We start from the raw sequence: 19,332 nt of genomic DNA, 5'->3' as shown, positions 1-19,332 counted from the left end.
CCACGACCGCCCGGGCCCACGACCGCCCACGGCCCACGGCCCACGGCCCGGCGTTACCCATTCGAAAGGGATTCCCGACCCATGACGGAAAACCAGGAGGCCGCGGCGGCGGTGCGGCCCGTGCCTCCGACAACCGTGCCTCCGACAACCGTGCCTCCGAAACCCGCGTCTCCGAAACCCGCGTCCGCGAATGCCGGGGAGTTCGTGTGGACGTCCGTGCACACGATCGCGCTCTCCCTGCTGTGTATCGCGGCGATGCTCGAAACCCTCGACATCACGATCGTGAATGTCGCACTGCCCAGCATCCAGGACGACCTCGATTTCTCCCGGGGTGACCTGCCGTGGGTGGTGAACGCGTACACGGTGGCGTTCGGTGGCTTCCTGCTGCTCGGCGGCCGCACCGGTGACGTGTTCGGCCAGCGGAGGATCTTCGTCGGGGGAATCGCCCTGTTCCTGGTCGCCTCGCTCGCCGCGGGCCTGTCGCAGGGCGCGGGTGGCCTCATCGCCACGCGGGCGCTGCAGGGCCTGGCCGGAGCGTTCACCATCCCGATGACGCTGGCGATGATCGCGTCGATCTTCCCGGCGGGCCCGTCGCGCAACAAGGCACTGGCGGTCTGGGGCACCACCGCCGGGGTGAGCAGCGCCCTGGGCGTGGTGCTGGGCGGCCTGCTCGTCTCCGGGCCCGGCTGGCGGTGGATCTTCCTGCTGAACGTGCCGGTGTGCGCGCTCATTCTGGCCTGTGCCCACCGCTACCTGCCGGCGGACCGCGCGACCCGGCCGCACCGCTTCGACATCGTCGGCGCGCTGGTCGCGACCGGCGGCACCGCGCTGCTGATCTACGCGGTGCTGCAGGCCAGCGAGCACGACTGGGGGTCCGGGCGGACGATCGGCCTGCTCGCCGGCGCCGTCGCGATCCTCGCCTACTTCGTCGTCCACGAGCTGTTCGTCGCGGCCGAGCCGCTGATGACGTTCTCGTTGTTCCGCAACCGTTCGGTGTCCGGCGCCAACGCGGTCCAGGCGCTCGTCGCGGTCGCGCTGTGGGCGATGCTGTTCTTCGTCACCCTGTACGCGCAGGAGGTACTGAACTACTCCGCGCTGAAGACCGGCCTGGCCTACCTGCCGCTCGCCGTGACGCTGCTGGCCGCCGCACCGGTCGGCCCGCTGCTCGTCCCGAAGATCGGCATCCGTGCCGTCGTCGCCACCGGCTGCGCGATCGTCGCGGGCGGTCTGCTGCTGTTCGCCGGGATCTCACCGGACGGCGGCCTGGGCATGAACATCATCCTCCCGTCGGTGGTGGTCAGCCTCGGGTTCGCGATCCTGTTCGTCCCGATCAACATCGCCGCGGTGTCGGGCGTGCCCGCGGAGAGCACGGGCATCGCCGCGGCGCTGCTCAACGTCAGCCGCTACGTCGGGGGGGGGGGCGCTCGGCTTCGCGGTCATCGCGACGCTCGCCGAGAACCGGACTGCTGACGCGGTCCGCGCCGGTGACACGGCGGCGACCGCCCTCACCGAGGGGTTCAAGCTCGGCTTCGTCATCACTGCGGTGACCATGGTCGTCGGGGTGCTGGCCGCGCTGCTGCTGTTCCGTGAGGACGGCCGCGGCGAGAAGGTGGACCTCGCCGCGGTGCAGTCCGCCGCGATCGAGGGCGGCGGCTGACCCGGCCCGGAGCCGGGCGGGCCCGGCCGGCCCGCCACCCGGGCGGCGGTCGACCACCTCCTGACGGGGGTCACCAGGGGAGGACGCCGTCGTCCTCGAAGAACGAACCGGTCGGGCCGCCGTCGGGCAGCGTGGCGAGCCGGATCGGTGTGGTTGCGCCCTGCTCGGGAGTGCGAGGGCCCTGGAAGCCGGTGAAGTCGGTCGCGACCAGGCCCGGGCAGGCTGCGTTGACCAGGATGTTCGTACCGGCGAGCTGCCGGGCGTACTGCACGGTGACGGCGTTGAGGAACGACTTCGACGGGGAGTAGGCCGCCATGATCGGGCCTGCCTTGCTGTCGGAACCCGCCTGCAGGGTCAGGGAGGCGACGCTGCTGGAGACGTTGACGACACGTGGCGATGCCGAGCGCCCCAGCAGGGGCAGCATCGCGTTGGTCACCCGGATGACGCCGATGACGTTGGTCTCGACGACCGTGCGGACGACGTCGAGGTCGAGCGTGGTCGGGTCCTGCGCCCAGCCCGGCCCGGTTTCCCCGGAGATCCCGGCGTTGTTGACCAGGACGTCCAGGCGCCCGGCCTGCCGTTCGATCAGTTCCGCGGCGTGGGTGACGCTCTGGTCGCTGGTCACGTCCAGCGGCACCCCGAAGGCGTCCACCCCGGCGGCGCGCAGCTTCTCGACGGCGGCCTCACGCCGGGTCTCGTCGCGCGCTCCCACGCCGACGCGGTGCCCGAGGGCGCCCAGCCCGGTCGCGATCTCGTACCCGATTCCCCTGTTGGCGCCGGTCACCAGTGCGATCTTCGTTCTGCTCATGCCGTTGAGGTTCGCTCCCGGACGGGTGGTACGGCCAACACCGATACGATCTCCTGTCATACCCGGCAGGTATCACCGGGCTAGGTTGTGGCCATGGACACCGTGGAGACCCGCGAGCTGAGGTATTTCCTGGCCGTCGCGGAGGAACTGCACTTCGGTCGCGCCGCCGAGCGCCTCGGTATGGCCCAGCCACCGCTGTCCCGGGCGATCCAGCAGCTCGAGCGGCGCCTCGGCGTCTCCCTGCTGGTACGCAATCGCCGCGGCGTCGCCCTGACCGGTGCCGGCGAGGTACTGCTGCACGAGGGCCGGGCAGCTCTCGACGCGACCACCGCCGCCATTCGCCGCACCCGCCGCGCCGGTGGTGCCGACAGCCCGGGTGGCACCCGCAGTCGCCTGGTGCTGGCGGTGAAGGCCGCCGCGTTTCACGAGCTGCTGCAGAAGCTCCTCGATGCCCACGCGGCCGAGCCCGGCGCCGCCGAGATCGAGGTGCTGCCGAGCGGTACGTGTGAGCAGGAGGAAATGCTGCGCGACGGCCGCGCCGACGTGGCGCTCATGCACGCGCCGTTCAACTCCCTCGCCGGATTCGACAGCGAGGAACTGCTGACCGAGGGGCAGATCGCCATCCTGCCCACCGGGCACCCCCTTGCCGCGCACCGGACCTTGGCCCTGGCCGATGTCAGCGACATTCCCGACCTTCCGCTCGCCCGCTGGTCCCGCCACGGCACGTACCCGCCCGGCCCGGGGCCCGAGATCCACGACCAGACGCAGCTGGCCCAGCTGATCGCCCTCGGACGCACCGTGGCTGTCTTTCCCGACTCCGCCCGTGCCTGGCTGTGGGCCGAGCACACCGCCGTCCCCCTGATCGACGCACCCCCCGTCGTCACCCACATAGCCTGGCCCGCGCACAGCCGCTCCCTCGCTCTCGCCGGGCTGATCCGCACGGCCACGCAGCTGTATGCACGAGCCCATTGATCAGATGTCTACCCGTCGTGACCCGCTGTCTCCTGGGCACCCGAAACGCCTGCATGACTCGGTGTTGGGGAGCTGGAAGTCTGTCACGTAAAGTGTGGTGACTCCAGCTCCCTGCTGCACCGCCATTCCTCAATCGAAACGCGCGCCGGTCTCCAGGGGCTAAGGATTATGGAAGTAATCCCACCGGTCGCCTACAAAAGCGCAGGACCAGTCCTGGTCGACAGGTGGCGTGTGTGCGTATGCAACGCAGCCTTCCCTGGAGCTGAAGCTTGGTCCCACGTTGTACGCAGAGGCAGGATTTGCGGCAAGGATGAACAATGCTGACATTAGTGCGAATGTGCAGACGGTAACGATCTTCTTGATCACGTCGGGATCTCCCATCGAGAGTGGATCGCCCGGACCCGAACATTGATCCGGGCCTTCTTGGCCGTCATGCGTCTCCACCTTTGGCGGCGACTGGCGCTGTAACGCGTCGTCGAAATGCAGCCCACAGGAGGATGACTCGGGAAAAGATGCCCGCCCCGCGACTCACGAAACCACGGCAGGGAGGATTGCTATCACGTAATAGTGGGCAGGAAAGGGCGGCCATCAAAGGGTGGCCATCAAAGGGCGGCACAGGGCGAGTGGGTCCCGGCGCTCCTGCCCGGATGCCACGGACAGCGACTTCTGCGAGTGTGCCGGGACGGGATCTTCCACGAGCGTGCCGGGACGGGACCAGACCTCCATCGGCCGAGGCCGGCGACCAGCCGCCTTGTCGGCGGCGCGGTCGTTCTTCGCCATGCCACGTCACGTCACGTCAGTGGGCGGTGTCGCGGCGGCGGGCGAGTACCAGGCCGACCGCGACGGCGAGAACGGCATAGGCCACGGTGACGCCCAGGCCGTGCCAGGGGCCGGCGTGGTAGTCGGGGCGTTGGACGGTGTGCTGGACGGAGAAGCCGGCGAACGGTGTCCAACGCCCGACGAACTCCTGGATGCGGTCGCTGGTGGCGAGCAGTCCGGGCAGGAGGAGCGTGGCGACCACCAGCGGGATCGCGATCGAGGTCCGCCGCACGACGGTGGCGATGCCGACGGCGTAGAGGGCGACAGCGGCGGTCAGGAGTCCGGTGCCGACGATCGCTCGTATCGGTGTCGCGCTGAGCAGGTCGGGTTCGGGGTAGCTGGGGGCTACGTAGCCCTGGTCTCGTTGGAGCGGGCGAGCCACCAGGTAGGAGACCCAGGACGAGACGACGCCGATGACGAGGGTGATCGCGACGGCGACGGACGCCTTGGCGAGGATGACCCGAGGGCGACGAGGGGTCGCGGTGTAGGTGGTCGAGATCATGCCCGAGCGTTCTTCGTTCCCGATCGAGGTCGCGCCGATGACGGCGGCGACGACGACACCGGCGAGGACACCGACGAGCGTGTTGGCGACGATGTCGTCGTCACCGGGCACGCCAGGCGGGTCGGTGGAGGGCGTGTTCGCGACGATGAGCGCGGAGAACGCGACCGGGAGCGTGGCGAGGAGGCCGAACGCGACGAGCGTGCCGCGGCTGCCGAGGATCTTGATCCACTCGGCCCGCAGGACGCTCGGCCGCGGGCGTCGTACTGCTGCCGACGTCATGGACGGACCTGCTCGGGCGCGGTGACGACCTGCTCCGTTGTGGTGACGAGCCGGAGGTAGACGTCTTCGAGGGTCGGCGGGCCGCTGGTGCCGACCCCTTCGGCCAGCAGCGAGTCGATGCCCGCGTCGGCGGCGATCCGGCCGTGGTGGATCACGACGACACGGTCGGCGATGCCCTCGAGCTCCCGCATCAGGTGCGACGACAGAAGGACGGTCCGGCCTTCGTCCCGCAGGTTTCTCACCAGGCCGCGGAACCAGACCATGCCTTCGGGGTCGAGTCCGTTCATGGGTTCGTCGAGCATCAGGACCGGCGGATCGCCGAGAAGGGCCACGGCGACACCGAGCCGCTGCTTCATGCCCAGCGACCATCCGCCGACCCGGCGTCGGGCGGCGGTGCTCAGCCCGACGCTCTCGAGCAGGGCATCTGCCCGGCCCGTGGGGATTCCGCCCGCGGCGGCCAGCCAGCGAAGGTGGGTACGGCCGGTCAGGCCGGGATTCACGGCGGTTGCGTCGAGCAGCGCGCCGATCCTGGTCAGCGGGTTGTGGAGGTGCCGGTAGCGCTGGCCGGCGACCAGCGCGCGGCCCGCGGTCGGGCCGGCCAGCCCGAGCACGATACGCATCAGGGTCGTCTTGCCGGAGCCGTTCGGGCCCACGAGCACGGTGACCGCGCCGGGTGGCACCGTGAACGTGACGTCGTCGAGGGCGACCACGGAGCCGAACCGTTTCGTCAGCGCCTCGAACGTCAGGCCGGGTGGGGGGAGGTCGGATCGCATGGGTTGGGACGGTAGGGGCGACCGCAGTGGCGGCGAATCCCCCGCGGGAGCGGTTGTGTGCCTCCCCCACGAGAGCGATGCGCGGCCTCCGCCCGACCGGCCAGACTGGTCGGCGATGAGCGCACGAGTTCTCCCGACGATCGTCGGCAGCGTCGAGGAGCGGCTGACGCGTGCCCTGGCGATGCGGTGGCCGTGGATCGCCGCATCGGGAGCGCTCCTGATCGCGGCACTGGCCCAGGCCGGACTGGACGACCGGTTCCTGACATCGATCGCGATCGTCGTGCCTGTCGCGTTCGTCGTCCGCTTCCCGCGCACGGCAGCGGTGCTCGCCACGGCCGCCGCCGTGGGATGGTTCTTCCCGCGGGGCTACCCGATTCCCGTCGCCGCCAGGGCCGGCCTGATGATCGTGTACGGGGTGGCGGCCTACCGGCTGACGGCGGTCGACATCGGTGTCGTCGGCGCCCTGTTCCTCGTGAACGCCGTGTCCCCGTTCAACGGCTCGGATGCGGGAGCGGCCACCTACCTGCTCCTCGCCGTCGTCGCGGCGGCGCTCGGTTTCGGCCGGCTCCTGCGGAACCGAAGCGCGATCATCTCCGAACACGAGGCGCTCGCCGTGGCGCACACGTCCGCGCTGCGCGAGCACCTCCTCCTGGCCGATCGCACCGCCATCGCACGCGAGCTCCACGACGTGGTCGCGCACCACATCTCGCACATCGCGATCCAGGCAGAGACCGCCCGGTACGCGACACCCGACCTGCCTGAGCTCGCCGCCACCCGGTTGGCGGCGATCGGCGAGTCCGCCCGCACCGCCCTCACCGAGATGCGCGCCATCCTCAGGGTGATCCGTTCGCCCGCTCCGCGGCCCGAGGGCACTGGGCACGATCAGCCCGAGTCGGCGCTCGTACCGCGCCCGGGCCTCGGCCAGCTCGACGCGCTCGTCCAGGCTGCTCGTGGCCACGGCACCCCGGTCGCGGTCACGGTGGGCGGGACCCGCCTCCTCGATGCCGGCCGACATCGACCTCGTCGCCTACCGGGTGATCCAGGAGTCCCTCACGAACGCCCGCCGCCACGCTCCCGGCGCTGCCGTGGACGTCGCTGTCGACCATGCCCCGCGCCTGCTCCGCCTGACGATCCACAACGGCGGTCGAGGCCCGGTCGGGTCCACCGACGGGACCGGTCTCGGCCTGGTCGGCATGCGCGAGCGGGTCGAGGCCGTCGGCGGGACCCTGCGCCACGGGCCTGCCCCCGACGGCGGGTTCACCGTCGTCGCGGAGCTTCCCCTGCGACCGGACCGGTGACTGCTGAGACCGGGCTGGTGACCGCTGAGACCGGGCCGGTGACCGCGCCGGCACCGATCCGGGTGCTGATCGCCGACGACGACGAGATCGTCCGGGCCGGGTTCTCCGCACTGCTCGGGACCCGCGACGACATCGTCGTCGTCGGCACCGCACGCGACGGGCAGGACGCTGTCCGTGCCGCGGGTGCGTACCACCCGGACGTCGTCCTGATGGACGTCCGGATGCCCGTCCTCGACGGCATCGCCGCCACGCGCCGCATCACCACGACGCTCGTACCCGCCCCCAGAGTGATCGTCCTGACGACGTTCGACCTCGACGAGTACGTCTACGACGCGCTGTCGGCAGGAGCCAGCGGCTTCCTCCTCAAGGACGTGCCGGCCACGACGCTGTTCGACGCCGTGCGCGCCGTCGCCTGCGGTGACGCTCTTCTCACCCCTGGTGTCACCCGACGCCTCATCGACGAGTTCGCCCGCGTCCGGCCCCGCGTCCGGCCCGAACGGCTGACCCAGCTCACCGCGCGCGAGGTCGACGTCCTGCGGATGCTCGCGGCCGGCCATTCCAATCCGGAGATCGCCGCCCGGCTCCACATCAGCAACGAAACCGTCAAGACCCACGTCAGCAGCATCCTCGCCAAGATCGATGCCCGGGACCGCACCCAGGCCGTCATCACCGCCTACGAGTCCGGACTCGTGCAACCTGGCGCACCATGACCGCCCGCGCCGCGTCGGGCAGACCAGGTGGCGGACCCACGCAATTGTGACCACACGGCGAGCACCCGACGGTGCGTCCGCCGTCGTCCGCCGCCCCGACCGTCGTTCGCCCGAGCAGAACGCCCACAGCTTCACCGCGGACGGCTTCTATCGCACCGGAGATATCGTCGAACGTGACGAACGTGGCTACCTGACCGTGGTGGGGCGCTCGAAGGACCAGATCAACCGCGGCGGGGAGAAAGTCGCTCCCGAGGAGGTGGAGAACCTCATCCTCGGACACGAGGGTGTGCACGACGTCTCCGTCGTGGGGGTTCCGGACAGAATCATCGGGGAGCGGGCCAAGGCCTATCTGATTCCGCGGGAGGGAGTCGATCCGACCACGTTGCGCCTGCCCATCATCCGCCAGTTCCTCCGTGAGCGTGGCCTCGCCGCCTACAAGCTGCCGGACGCGCTCGAGGTCGTCGGCGAGTTCCCGCGCACGGCCATCGGCAAGGTGAGCAAGCTGGCGCAGCGGGGGGAGTAGTCCGGACCTCCCACACCGGACACTGGTCTGAGGTGCTGAGCAGTCTGCTGAGGGCGAGCGGCGCGAGGAGTCCCTCTACAACCGGGGGTCGACGGGCTCCGACTCCAGCGCGAGCACCGCGAAGACGCACTCGTGGACCCGCCAGAGCGGTTCGCCGGCCGCTGCGCGTTCCAGCGCTTCCAGCCCGAGGGCGTACTCCCGGAAGGCCAGCGAGCGCTTGCGTCCCAGGGCGCGGGACCGCAGCCGCTCCAGGTTCGCGGGCTCGGTGTAGTCGGGGCCGTAGATGATGCGGAGATACTCTCGGCCGCGCACCTTCACGCCGGCCTGGGCCAGGCCGCGTTTTCCCTTTGCCAGCCCGGCGAGCGGTTTGACGACCATTCCCTCGCCGCCGGCGGCGGTCAGGGCCTCCCACCACTCGACCCCGGCGGCGACCGAGGCCGGGTCGCCCGCGTCCACCCGGATCCGTTCCGTGGTGGCGACGAGATCCGGGTCGGCGGCGGCCAACTGGTCGGCGACGCCGAGGTGCCAGAGATGGTCCCGTCCCACGTGGGTCGTGCCAGCCGGCCACGAACCGCCCCAACCCGGGCCGCTCGCGGCGTTCGCGGCGTCCTGCGGCGCCGGTCCCGTCGCCAGCAGCATGAACGGCGCGAACCGGACTCCGGCGAGACCGTCCACCGGCCAGCAGTAGCGCTGGTAGGCGGCGGTGAACGCGTCGGCGTTCGCGGCCCGTCCGCGGGTGCGTTCCAGCAGGTCGGCGACGTCGATTCCGCGGGCCGACGCCTGGGTGAGCGCGTCGACGGCGACGGGCAGCGCGGCGCGGGCGGCCGCCCCGGCGGCGGCGTACTGCCGGCGGATGAGGTCCTGGGCCTTCGCGCTCCACGGCATGATCTCCGCGTCGAACACCGCCCAGCCGGCTCCGTTCTCGGCCCACAGCCCGCTGGCGGTCATCGCGGCCCGCAGCCGGGCGAGCAGTGCCTCGGTGCGGTCGCGGTCGAAGAACGGCCGGCCGGTCCGGGTGAACACCGCGCCGGTGGTGCCGTCGGTGGCGCCGAACCGGGTCGCCGCGACGGTCTCGTCCCGGCAGACGACGGCGATCGCCCGGGAGCCCATGTGCTTCTGCTCGCACAGCAGGTCCTCGACGCCGTCCGCCCGGTAGGCCTCGAAGGCGTCCGCCGGATGTTCGAGCAGGCCGGGGAGCTTTGAGGTGGGTGGCGGGCTCATCGTCGGGGGCAGGTGGACGAGCCAGCGCGGGTCGAGGGCGAAGCGGCTCATCACCTCCAGGGCGGCGAGGGCGTTCTCCTCCCGCACCTGCACCCTGCCGCCGTGTCTCGTCTCGACGATCCGCCGGCCGAGGACGTCGGTCACGTCCAGGATCTCCAGGCCCGCGCCCGCCGGGACTGTGCGCGCCGGGACTGTGCGCGCCGACGGCGCCGGCTCCGACGGTGACAGCAGCGGGAAGGACGAGAGCAGTGCCTCGGCTGACACCGGTGCCTCGGCTGACGGCAATGCCTCGGCTGACACCGGTGATCCGGTTGCGGGAGGCGACCCGGCCGGGAGCGGAGACTCGGCTGGCGCTGGCGCTGGCGCTGGGGCCGGCGCCGGGGCCGTGACAGGGCGGATCGGCTCGAAGTAGACCTGCGCCGCCGGCACGGAGACCAGTTCCCGTTCGGGATACCGCAGGGCGGTCAGCCGTCCTCCGAAGACGCAGCCGGTGTCGAGGCAGATCGTGTTGTTCACCCACTCGGGCTCGGGGACGGGCGTGTGACCGTAGGCCACCATCGCCTTGCCCCGGTAGTCCCGTGCCCACGGGTAGCGGACCGGTAGTCCGTACTCGTCGGTCTCACCGGTGGTGTCGCCGTAGAGCGCGAACGAGCGCACCCGGCCCGACGCCCGCCCGTGGTACGCCTCCTTCAGCCCGGCGTGCGCGACGACCAGGCGGCCCTCGTCGAACACCAGGTGGGAGACCAGCCCGTCGCAGAACCGGTCGACCTCGGCGCGGAAGTCGTCGCTTTCCTCGCCGAGCTGCCTGAGCGATTCCGCGAGGCCGTGGCCGATGGTCACCTTCTTTCCGCGCATCGCCCGGACGAGCTTGTTCTCGTGATTACCCGGAACGGCGAACGCCTCGCCCGCGGCGACCATCCCCATCGCCAGTCGCAGGACGCCGGGCGTGTCCGGGCCGCGGTCCACCAGGTCACCGACGAAGACGGCGCGCCGACCGTCCGGGTGGCTCGCGCCGACCGGCCGTCCCGCGTCGTCGTGGCGCAGGGCGTAGCCGAGCCTGGTCAGGAGCTGCTCGAGCTCGGCGCGGCAGCCGTGGACGTCGCCGATCACGTCGAACGGCCCGGCGACGTCGCGCCGGTCGGTCAGCAGCCGGGTGTACTCGATCGTCGCGCCCGCGATCTCCGCCTCCGAGCGCAGGACATGGACCCGCCGGAACCCCTCGCGGGCCAGGCCGCGCAGTGAGCGCCGCAGCTCGGCCTGCTGCCGGCGGACGACATGCGGGCCGAAGGCCCGGTCGGGTCGTGCCGCGTTGCGCGCCAGGCAGACCGCCTCCGGCACATCGAGGACGATCGCGACCGGCAGCACGTCGTGCGACCTGGCCAGCTCGATCAGGGACGCCCGGGACGCGCGCTGGACGTTCGTCGCGTCGACGACCGTGAGCCGCCCGGCGGCGAGCCGCTTACCGGCGATGTAGTGCAGGACGTCGAACGCGTCGGGGGTCGCGGCCTGGTCGTTCTCGTCGTCCGCGATGAGCCCCCGGCAGGCGTCGGACGACAGCACCTGCGTCGGACGGAAATGCGCCCCGGCGAAGGTCGACTTCCCGGAGCCGGTGACGCCGACGAGGACGACCAGGCAGATCTCGGGAATGGTCAGCGGCGCCTGCGGGGCGTCGACCCCCGGCAGGGGACGGTCACCTGTCGGTGCGCTCATCGGCCTTCCCCCGCCCCTGCCCGGTGTTCTCCCGCTGCGCGGTGTTCTCCCGCCGGCAGCCGTTCGAGTATCGCCAGCTGCGTGGGCTGGCCGACCTCCGGATCGTCGACGCCGACTCCACCAAGCCTGGCCGTGTAGGGGTACCGGGCGACGAGGCCGCCGACCCAGCTGGCGAACTCGTCCCGTGTCCACTCGAAACGGTGGTCGCGGTGCCGCAGCGCACCGGACGGCAGGCCCTCGTACCGGACGTTGTACTCGATGTTCGGCGTCGTGACGATCACCAGGCGGGGCTGCGCGTGGCCCAGCACCACCTCGGCGAGCGCGGGCAGCCGGGGCGGGTCGACGTGCTCGACGACCTCGGAGAGCACGATCGCGTCCAGACCGGTGAGGCGGCTGTCCCGGTAGGTCAGTGACGAGACGACCAGGCGTAGCCGGGCGCGGACCTGGTCGGGCATCCGCTCGATCCGCAGCCGCCGCGCGGCGAGTTCCAGTGCGCGGTGGGAGACGTCGACCGCGATGATCTCGGTGAGGTTCGGCTCGGCGAGCAGCCTCGCGACCAGCTTGCCGTCGCCGCACCCGACGTCGGCGACCCGGTGTGCGTCCGAGGTACGCAGCACCGCGAGGATCACCCGCCGCCGCAGCTCCGCCAACGACGGCGGCCGCGTCTCGCCGCCGTCGCCGCCGTCGCTCGTGCCCTCGGCGCCCGCCTCGGCCACTTCCGTCTCGGCTGTCTCGGCCACCTCGGCTTCGGCCACTTCCGCCTCAGCCACTTCCGCCTCGGCTACCTCTGTCTCGGCCACTTCTGCCTCGGTCGCGACCAGGCCGGGCTCGAAGCCGGTGCCGAGGGTGTCGGCCGCGAGGTCGTCGACGGCCGCGAGCTGGGCGAGCGCCGTGGTGGCCAGGGCCCGGCGGTGCGCGAGATAGCGCCTGGCGATCAGGTGTCGCTCCGGATGCCCCGGCAGCCAGCTGGCCCCCTCGCGGAGGAGTTTGTCGATCTCGTCCCGTCCGACGTAGTAGTGCTTCGCGTCGTCGAGGACCGGCAGCAGGACGTAGACCTGGGTGAGCGCGTCGGCGAGCCGGAGAGTCCCGGTGAGCGTGACGTCGTGGTGTGGTGCGTCGCCCCACTCCGGGAACCGCGGGTCCAGCGGGAGCGGGACGGCCGTGACCTGCCATCCCAGCGGTTCGAACAGCCGCCTGGCGAGATCGGCGCCGCCGGCCCGGCAGGGCAGGGACGGCAGCCTGATCTCCAGCGGCAGCGCGGTCGCGGCCAGCTCCGGCCGGGCCTTGCAGCGTCCTGCCATCGCCGTCGCGAACACCGCCGCCATCGCGACCGCGAGCAGACTGGACGCCGCGTAGGTCCGGTCATCGACGTACTGGGCCGCATCCGCCCCGCCCCCACCACCACGCCTGCCCGCGGTGCCTGCCTGCCTGTTACGGACCAGCCCGACGGGGTCGATCTCCAGCAACAGCGCCGCGGTGCAACGCTCTTCGGTCGCCTCCGGGTAGAAGACGTGCGCGCTGCCGGCGGCGGTATCGAACCGCTGCGCCTTGTCCGGATGCTTGTGGAGCAGGAACCCCAGATCGGTGGCGGGGCGGTGGGTCGTCGACACGGCAAGGAGCACCTCGCGATTCTTCCGGACCCGACCCCGCCCGTCGCCCCGATTTCGCCGGACATGTCTTCACCAGTTCGATCTGCGACGGCGGACCGGAAGTGTCCCAGCGCGACCATCTCGCCCGGGGACCCCGTCACACCCCCATCGGAGCAGTCTCGGTCAGCTATCGACTGGAATGACGCGACTGGCTCGCGCGATGGCGCGGTAGCAGCACACTGAGGTACTGAGCCCTGTGCCCCGAAGGGGAAAAAGTAGGTGATCCGGCTGGCTGTTGGCGTCGAGTGCCTGTTCGGTGTTCGGTATTGACCGAACACCGAACGGTGCGGATGCTGGTGCGCATGGACACCGAGGCCCTCGTGGTCGACGCCCTCCTCCAGCTCGGAGTCGAGGCCCGGCCACCTGGCGATGGGTCCGGCAGTGAAGTCGACCTCATGCTCGACCCGGACGGAGTCGGGGTTCCCATCGAGCTCAAGCGCCGGTCGCTGGTGTCTGAGAGCGATGCCGCGCAGCTGCTCGCGGCCAGCAGCCCATCCGGTGAATCGGACGGTTGCCTCCTGCTGGTCGTCGCGGACCGGGTGACCGAGGCGGCCCGGAAGCTGCTGACCGAGCATCGGGCCGGCTACTACGATCTACGCGGCCGGATTGCGCTTCGTTCGAGCAGGATCGTGATCGACGCTGAGGTCAACCCGGTTACCAGACGCGGTGCGCGGACACGGGCCTTGAGCGGCACGGCCGGACTCGAGGTCGCCACCACTCTGCTCATGGAACCGCAAGGAGGTGCCGTCGTTCGGGAACTGGCACGCCGGCTCGGCCGATCCCCCAGTACCGTGTCGGAGGTGCTGGCGGCGTTGCGCCGCGACCGGTTTGTCGACGCCGAGAACGTCGCCACGGACGTGCGGCTGTTCTGGCAGGTGGCCGAGCACTGGCCGACGCGACGTACATATCTTGCGAAATCCCCTGACTCCAGTGCCGTGAATGGCGTCACCAGATCGCTGCGCCTTGGCCTCCAGGATGTAGAAAACGAGACCGGGTGGGCGTTGACGGACACCATCGCCGCCGCGGCGTACGGCGCCCCGGTCGCTGTTCGCGCTGACCAGATGCCTGACTTCTTCGTCCCCGACCAAGCAGTACTTCGGCGCGCGACCATGCTTCTCGGCACGGCCTCGACGCCGGCCCTGGCCCGCGCCGCGGTGCGAGTCGCTCCGGTAGCGGTCGCCTGCACTCGTCGGGTCGACCTCCGGCTCGAGCAGTGGCAGTGGCCGCTTGCGCACCCGCTGTTCGTCGCGCTCGATCTGGCGCAGGACGTCGGGCGTGGCCGCGAGATCCTCGACGCATGGCGACCAGGCCCGAGGTGGGCCCGTGTCTGGTAATCGGGTGATGTTCTTGGGGGACGCGATGGCCGCGGTCGTCCAGGCCGCCGAGGAAGTGCGGAAGCTCATCGGCCAACCGCCGGTCGTGGTCGGCGGGCTGGCGGTGCTGTGCCGAGTCTCAAGCTCTCACCGAGCAACGGTCGACCTGGACGTCGTCGATCGGCTGCATGGGAGTGCGCCGCACCTGGAGGTGCTCCGCGCGGCTGAGGGCGCCGAAGCAGGGCACCGACCTATTCGATGTCATACGCCTCATGCTCGACGACACAGCGCGTGCGGCAGCGCTGGCCCAGCTCGGCACCTGCGCCTCGTCGACCGCCGCCGACATCGCCCTGCACGTCGATCTGTGGCTTGTCCGCCGCCGCGACCAGGCAATTCGACGGATACAGAGCGTAGGTGGCGGTGACGTCACGGCTCATGATATTGATCTTGTCGCCGGGCTTCTTCTCGATGCCTGCGAACGCATCTGACAGGGCCCGAGCCGGAGACCATGCGGAACGGCCGCATGGCGAGCGGCGGTGGCGGCGCACCTCTCACTGCTCCCGCCCACGATTAGCGCCGAGTCCGGTCGTGGCGACCTTTCCCAACGGGTCTACGAGCAGGCGGTCCGCCCTCGGACCGCGGATGAGACCCGCTGGCCGCGCTGCTGGACGAGGGTTCGGCCTACTCGCTTACCGGGGCCGGCGCCGTGGCCGCCGAAGCCGGCTACCGAGTCCTGCCCGTTGCCACGAGTGCCCGTGATTGGTACCGTGACGGCAGGCAAGGAGCCTGGGAGTGTTGCCCTGGGCCACCGCCAGGTTTCTCTCGGCATGGAGCGTTGGATTAGACCTGCGCCACCACCGGTCCTCAAATTTATGCAAGCTGCCGATCCCCCTGCGGGTGTCGACAGAAAGGCTATTCACATGACAATTTATTCGATTCACCCAAGCCGCGGCAAGGTGCAGATACTGGCAACCTATCGGACGGTGGATGGCATGACGTCATCCACTGTTACGAGTGTTGTAGAAACCGGCCTCGCTGCTCCGATCGTCAACGCGCTGAATCGAATCTCAGCTTTCGCGACTGTGCCGGTCAGCGTGTGGGATCGGAGAAGTGGTGAATATCGCCATTATCCGACGAATCATCTCGAGGTGCTGGGTGACCGCGACAAGCGGCTGCAGCTTCTCGAAGGTTCGCACAGTCTCTGGTACGAACTCGTCATGATTTTCCTCGACGGGGCACTGGTGGATCTGGAGAAGGCTGTGTCCCAGGTGCCACCTCCAGTTCGGACCGCTGTCGATGCCGAGCTGGCTGCCGAGGCCCAGGCCCTTCGGGCAGAACTAGCCGAATATAACGAAGGCGCCTCTCCTTCGGAGTCGGTGAATCGGCGTTTGTGGGAACGCGAAGATCCCCTGGTTGGCATTGAGGACGATCTAGGTCTATTTGATGAAGACACCCGAAAATCTCTCGACAAGGTCGAGGAGAGTCTGAAGGGTGACAAGCTTCAGAGGGTGATCGACGACCTTCGGATACTCCTCCAAGTCTACCTTGAATGTAACGAAGAATCCGCCAGGCTTGAAGTCGAAGATCTCTCGATATTCGTTGATCCGGATTTTGGCGAAAAATATTACCTGACCGTGGAGGCGCCACTTCCCTCGGAAGCAAGCCGTCACGACTGGAAGATCGAGATCGGACGTTGGGAACCGTACGGCCCTGAGGATGAGGACGGTAACGGTAGCTACAGCGGAAACCCACTGCTGGCCTGCGTCCAGTCCGCTCCGCCCGTGGTGCGGGAGCTCGTTGATCTACTGGATCTGGTCGGCCACCAGCCCGGGCAACTCGCCATCTGGTCCAAGACTCCGGTCGGCGGGAGACTCGCTGGGACGAACTTCATCGTGACCGACTCTGAACAATCTGAGGTGCTCCTGCCTGGGAATGTCGGCGACGACATTGATGCAGTCGAAGCGCATGGGTCGGAGTACTCGGTGACTGCGGTCCGTGACGACTTGCCGGCCAATGGGGATGAGGGCAGGTCCATGTCGTGGCCGAAATTTGACGCGCTCTTCGCCTCATGTTCGTGCGGGCGGGAGGGCTGCGACGAGTGTGCAGGGTTTCAGTTGACCCCCCGTACCGCCGCAAGGTTGTGGGTTGCGCTAAATTTTCTAGCTGACCAGGCGTATGACGACGTCGAGGAACACGGGGATGAGCCGGTCCGCGACCCGCGTGACTGGTCATTGTTCGACGAGTATCCACGGATTACATTCCGGCAGGATGCGGTCTGGCGCCGCCAAGCCGCTCGCTGCTTCGACGATCTCTCTCGGGATCTTGAGGCGGCTAGATGGCCGTCACCGCGCTGTGCTGGCGAAGAGATGGCGCTGCACCTCGCGCTCGACTTCGCACCTGACGCCGTTGATGAGGGTGGATCCCTAGCGGAATGGATCGATCGGCTTCCAGCTCATCCGGGTGACCTTGACTGGGACGCCTGTGTGGACGGGCTGTTTCAGGACACCGACATCCTTACCCTGTTCAACGATTCTCATGACGGACTGGAAGACCCCGGCGACCCAACCAACCGTCGGCTAGGAATAGGCGACTACCGACCCGCCTCCTGGTTCACCACATTCGACAATCAGGAGCCCCGCGACAGTCGTCGCCCCTTCCGTCGGTAGACCTGCTAATGTGCGTTCCCATCCGCATGGCGTTAATTTTCGGTGCCCACCCCACACCGCTCTGGCTGCGTTGCTCGGCCGTCACAACGTGGTCGCCGCATGAACGGAACCGTCGAGGCCGGCGTGTCGCCCGTGGTCGGGAGTCGGTGGTTCCGGGAGAGCAGCGGGATGCCCCCTTCGAACGTCGACCTGGTACCCAGGTCACGGTTGAAGTGGGCCATCAGCGACCGGGTGCTCGCAGAGACACGAGTCCCTAATGTGTCCTGACGAGCTCTACCTCGTAGACATGATCGAAGTCGCGGTCGCCGCGATGACCTTCGTCCATAATGTCGACGAGGCCGCTTTGCTGGAGGGCGATCTGATCCAGAGCGCCGTCCTCCAGTAGCTCCTGGTGATCGGCGGGGCGGCCTCGGGCAGTGCCGTCCGTATGTTCCCGGGAGGTACACGATGGCTTCGTCGCCCGTCGGGCGCCGGTGGCTCGACGTCCCCTATGCGGAGAAGGACCTGGCGAAGGCTGCGGGGGCACGTTGGGACGCGCGAGCGCGGCGGTGGTACGCGCCTCGGCCGGACATTCCGGCGCTGGCCCGGTGGGCGGCGCGGCCGGATCTTCCCGTCCTGCTGCCGGGCGAGGACCGGTCTTTCGGTAGTGGGCTGTTCGTCGATCTGGTGCCGTCATCGTGCTGGTTCACCAATGCACGGTCGTGTGTGGCAGGTGCCGACTGGGAGCGACTGCGGCGAATGGTTCTTTCCCGTTGTGGCCAGAGGTGCGAGGCGTGTAGACGCGGGCCGGACCGCGACACCGGGCGCTGGCTGGAGGTCCACGAGCGCTGGGATTACGACGAGCGTGCCCACGTACAGCGCTTACGCCGGTTGGTGTGCCTGTGTACCGACTGCCACACCGCGACCCACTTCGGTCTTGCGTCCGTGCGGGGCCGGGATGCCGAGGCGCTCGCACACCTGTGTCAGGTCACTGGCCTCACCGAGGCGCAGGCTCGCGAGCACGTGGACGCCGCCTTTGAGCTCTGGACCCAGCGCTCCACCATGACCTGGGCCCTCGACCTCGGCATTCTGACCAACGCAGGGATCGCCGTCGCGCCGCCGCCCTCGCCATCCGAACAGTCCCGTTCCGGGCCATAAACCGTTCGAGTCGGTCAGCTGGTCAGATCCAGGGCGACCTTGAGCCAGCCCGGGCGGCGCAGATCGAAATCTTCGGCCAGGCTCTCGACTGCCGAGGAGTCGTTTCACGTTCCGCACGGCTGCAGCCGCAGGGTGCCGTCCGGGTCGAGGGCGAACCGGGTGCCGAAGCCGCCACTGATCTGATCGAGGATTCCGCGCAGCCAGGCCACGTCCGCGGGCGCAGCGCGTTCCAGCCGCATCCGCCGTGCCTGCAGGGGCACCAGCCGCAGGCCGGTCAGGGCAGCGGTGTCCGGATCGAGGGAGACGAAGTACGCCAGTCGCAGATCGTCCCGGTAGTCCTCGTAGCCCGCGATGCCCTCGTAGTCGTCGACGAAGTCTCCGCAGCCGTACAGGACGAGCCGGTCCCGGTACACCTCGACCGGCCGCGGGTGGTGGGACGAATGGCCGTGCACGACGTCCACGCCGCCGTCGACCAGCTGGTGCGCGAAGCGGATCTGGTCGTCGCCGACGTCGTAGCCCCAGTTGGATCCCCAGTGAACAGAGGCCACGACGATGTCGGCGGGGCGCTTCACGGTCCGGATGCGGGCGATGATCTCGAGCGCGGCGGCCTCCGACAGCTCGGGGACGACGTCGACGCCGGCCCTGTCCGCCGTCGCGGCCCACGCCATGGGGGTGCCACTGGAGGGCAGGGCGAACGAGAAGACCACCACCCGCCGGGCGCCGTCGAGCGGAACCACCGCGGGGCGGCGCGCCTCGTCCAGATGGTGACCGGCTCCCACCGTCGTCAGCCCGGCGGCGGACAGCGCGCCGAGGGTCTCGGTGAGCCCCTGCCGTCCGAAGTCCAGCAGGTGGTTGTTCGCCAGCACGCACACGTCCGGTCGGGCAGCGGCCAGACAGGGCGTGTTCGCCGGACTCATCCGGTAGTGGATCGCTTTCTCCGGTGCTGGTCCGCCGCACCGGGTGATGCTCGTCTCCAGGTTCACCACCCGCACATCGGGCTGGACCTCGTCGAGCACGGACAGTGCCTCGCCCCAGGGCCAGGTGAAGTCGACCGGCCACGGGACGGGGCCGTTCACCGCCTCCGCCAGCCCGACGTAGTCACGGGCATCCCGGACCCATGGCTCCGAGAGCTTCGGGTCACCGGGATGCGGCAGGATCTGATCCACCCCGCGGCCCAGCATCACGTCGCCGCACAGGAACAACGTCACGTGCCGCGGTCGTCGGACGCTCCGTGGTGTCATCGCCACACCTCGCCCGGCCACTTCGTCTCGTGGCCATCTGGCCGAACGCTCTTC

Annotated in this window: 16 protein-coding genes and 2 pseudogenes; 11 read left to right on the top strand and 7 right to left on the bottom strand. The window is 69.6% G+C overall.

Going from position 1 to position 19,332, the window contains the following annotated elements; all coding sequences use genetic code 11:
* Positions 1-204 precede the first annotated feature (204 nt).
* Positions 205-1,470 (top strand): MFS transporter, encoded by a 1,266-nt coding sequence (locus AB1460_RS09030; RefSeq protein ID WP_368960268.1) that lies wholly within the window; start codon positions 205-207, stop codon positions 1,468-1,470.
* Positions 1,439-1,657, top strand: coding sequence for a CoA transferase (locus AB1460_RS09025; RefSeq protein ID WP_368960307.1), 219 nt, complete (start codon positions 1,439-1,441; stop codon positions 1,655-1,657). The genes AB1460_RS09030 and AB1460_RS09025 overlap by 32 nt, the downstream gene beginning before the upstream one ends.
* Before the next feature lie 70 nt (positions 1,658-1,727).
* Here AB1460_RS09025 and AB1460_RS09020 read toward each other — a convergent pair whose 3' ends face one another.
* Positions 1,728-2,465, bottom strand: coding sequence for an SDR family oxidoreductase (locus tag AB1460_RS09020; RefSeq protein WP_368960266.1), 738 nt, complete (start codon positions 2,463-2,465; stop codon positions 1,728-1,730).
* A gap of 93 nt (positions 2,466-2,558) precedes the next feature.
* Between AB1460_RS09020 and AB1460_RS09015 the strand changes: the two genes are divergently transcribed.
* The gene (locus tag AB1460_RS09015; protein ID WP_368960264.1) at positions 2,559-3,437 is read left to right on the top strand and encodes a LysR family transcriptional regulator; all 879 of its coding nucleotides are present in this window, start codon (positions 2,559-2,561) and stop codon (positions 3,435-3,437) included.
* A 796-nt stretch (positions 3,438-4,233) separates the two neighbouring features.
* Here the strand turns inward: AB1460_RS09015 and AB1460_RS09010 are convergent.
* Both AB1460_RS09010 and AB1460_RS09005 read right to left on the bottom strand, forming a co-directional pair.
* Complete coding sequence (locus tag AB1460_RS09010) at positions 4,234-5,037, bottom strand: ABC transporter permease (RefSeq protein WP_368960262.1); 804 nt, start codon at positions 5,035-5,037, stop codon at positions 4,234-4,236.
* A complete protein-coding gene (locus AB1460_RS09005) occupies positions 5,034-5,810 on the bottom strand; it encodes an ABC transporter ATP-binding protein (RefSeq protein WP_368960261.1) in 777 nt (258 codons plus the stop codon). Before AB1460_RS09005 ends, AB1460_RS09010 begins: the two co-directional genes overlap by 4 nt.
* On the opposite strand from AB1460_RS09005, the pseudogene AB1460_RS09000 reads away from it, so the two are divergent.
* The 4 genes and pseudogenes from AB1460_RS09000 to AB1460_RS08985 all read left to right on the top strand — a co-directional run.
* Positions 5,809-6,651: pseudogene (locus AB1460_RS09000) on the top strand (histidine kinase dimerization/phosphoacceptor domain-containing protein); the annotation flags it as partial. The gene AB1460_RS09005 and the pseudogene AB1460_RS09000 sit on opposite strands and share 2 nt — an antisense overlap.
* Positions 6,652-6,811: 160 nt before the next feature.
* The gene (locus AB1460_RS08995) at positions 6,812-7,108 is read left to right on the top strand and encodes a sensor histidine kinase (protein ID WP_368960305.1); all 297 of its coding nucleotides are present in this window, start codon (positions 6,812-6,814) and stop codon (positions 7,106-7,108) included.
* A 38-nt stretch (positions 7,109-7,146) separates the two neighbouring features.
* A complete protein-coding gene (locus AB1460_RS08990; RefSeq protein WP_368960304.1) occupies positions 7,147-7,818 on the top strand; it encodes a response regulator transcription factor in 672 nt (223 codons plus the stop codon).
* Between the two features lie 103 nt (positions 7,819-7,921).
* Positions 7,922-8,341: pseudogene (locus tag AB1460_RS08985) on the top strand (AMP-binding enzyme); the annotation flags it as partial.
* Between the two features lie 75 nt (positions 8,342-8,416).
* On the opposite strand, the gene AB1460_RS08980 reads toward AB1460_RS08985, so the two are convergent.
* Both AB1460_RS08980 and AB1460_RS08975 read right to left on the bottom strand, forming a co-directional pair.
* Positions 8,417-11,272 carry a polynucleotide kinase-phosphatase gene (locus AB1460_RS08980; protein ID WP_368960259.1) on the bottom strand — a complete coding sequence of 952 codons (2,856 nt, stop codon included), beginning with the start codon at positions 11,270-11,272 and terminating at the stop codon, positions 8,417-8,419.
* The gene (locus tag AB1460_RS08975; protein ID WP_368960258.1) at positions 11,269-12,894 is read right to left on the bottom strand and encodes a 3' terminal RNA ribose 2'-O-methyltransferase Hen1; all 1,626 of its coding nucleotides are present in this window, start codon (positions 12,892-12,894) and stop codon (positions 11,269-11,271) included. The genes AB1460_RS08980 and AB1460_RS08975 overlap by 4 nt, the downstream gene beginning before the upstream one ends.
* 422 nt (positions 12,895-13,316) lie before the next feature.
* On the opposite strand from AB1460_RS08975, the gene AB1460_RS08970 reads away from it, so the two are divergent.
* Entirely contained in the window at positions 13,317-14,255 is a 939-nt protein-coding gene (locus AB1460_RS08970) for a transcriptional regulator (protein ID WP_368960257.1), read from the top strand.
* Positions 14,256-14,485: 230 nt separating this feature from the next.
* Here the strand turns inward: AB1460_RS08970 and AB1460_RS08965 are convergent, their stop codons facing one another.
* Positions 14,486-14,782 carry a hypothetical protein gene (locus tag AB1460_RS08965; protein WP_368960255.1) on the bottom strand — a complete coding sequence of 99 codons (297 nt, stop codon included), beginning with the start codon at positions 14,780-14,782 and terminating at the stop codon, positions 14,486-14,488.
* Positions 14,783-14,989: 207 nt separating this feature from the next.
* Here AB1460_RS08965 and AB1460_RS08960 point away from each other — a divergent pair, with 207 nt between their 5' ends.
* The 3 genes from AB1460_RS08960 (at position 14,990) to AB1460_RS08950 (ending at position 18,037) form a co-directional block, all read left to right on the top strand.
* A complete protein-coding gene (locus tag AB1460_RS08960) occupies positions 14,990-16,900 on the top strand; it encodes a hypothetical protein (protein ID WP_368960253.1) in 1,911 nt (636 codons plus the stop codon).
* Between the two features lie 256 nt (positions 16,901-17,156).
* Positions 17,157-17,285 carry a hypothetical protein gene (locus AB1460_RS08955; protein ID WP_368960251.1) on the top strand — a complete coding sequence of 43 codons (129 nt, stop codon included), beginning with the start codon at positions 17,157-17,159 and terminating at the stop codon, positions 17,283-17,285.
* Between the two features lie 62 nt (positions 17,286-17,347).
* Positions 17,348-18,037, top strand: a complete 690-nt coding sequence (locus tag AB1460_RS08950; RefSeq protein WP_368960249.1) for a DUF5710 domain-containing protein — start codon at positions 17,348-17,350, stop codon at positions 18,035-18,037.
* A gap of 104 nt (positions 18,038-18,141) precedes the next feature.
* Here the strand turns inward: AB1460_RS08950 and AB1460_RS08945 are convergent, their stop codons facing one another.
* Positions 18,142-19,278, bottom strand: coding sequence for a CapA family protein (locus AB1460_RS08945; protein ID WP_368960247.1), 1,137 nt, complete (start codon positions 19,276-19,278; stop codon positions 18,142-18,144).
* Positions 19,279-19,332 lie beyond the last annotated feature (54 nt).

It is taken from the genome of Parafrankia sp. FMc2, from assembly GCF_041008525.1.
Lineage (GTDB): Bacteria > Actinomycetota > Actinomycetes > Frankiales > Frankiaceae > Parafrankia.
The sequence above is the reverse complement of the archived record's forward strand: the minus strand, read 5'-3'. Positions and strand labels throughout refer to the sequence as shown.

Coding starts and splice junctions, on each gene's coding strand:
- AB1460_RS09015 (WP_368960264.1), top strand. CDS start 2,559: ATGGACACCGTGGAGACCCGCGAGCTGAGGTATTTCCTGGCCGTCGCG.
- AB1460_RS09020 (WP_368960266.1), bottom strand. CDS start 2,465: ATGAGCAGAACGAAGATCGCACTGGTGACCGGCGCCAACAGGGGAATC.
- AB1460_RS08995 (WP_368960305.1), top strand. CDS start 6,812: ATGCCGGCCGACATCGACCTCGTCGCCTACCGGGTGATCCAGGAGTCC.
- AB1460_RS08950 (WP_368960249.1), top strand. CDS start 17,348: ATGGCTTCGTCGCCCGTCGGGCGCCGGTGGCTCGACGTCCCCTATGCG.
- AB1460_RS09005 (WP_368960261.1), bottom strand. CDS start 5,810: ATGCGATCCGACCTCCCCCCACCCGGCCTGACGTTCGAGGCGCTGACG.
- AB1460_RS08980 (WP_368960259.1), bottom strand. CDS start 11,272: ATGAGCGCACCGACAGGTGACCGTCCCCTGCCGGGGGTCGACGCCCCG.
- AB1460_RS08955 (WP_368960251.1), top strand. CDS start 17,157: ATGTGTCCTGACGAGCTCTACCTCGTAGACATGATCGAAGTCGCGGTC.
- AB1460_RS09010 (WP_368960262.1), bottom strand. CDS start 5,037: ATGACGTCGGCAGCAGTACGACGCCCGCGGCCGAGCGTCCTGCGGGCC.
- AB1460_RS08970 (WP_368960257.1), top strand. CDS start 13,317: ATGCTCGACCCGGACGGAGTCGGGGTTCCCATCGAGCTCAAGCGCCGG.
- AB1460_RS08945 (WP_368960247.1), bottom strand. CDS start 19,278: ATGACACCACGGAGCGTCCGACGACCGCGGCACGTGACGTTGTTCCTG.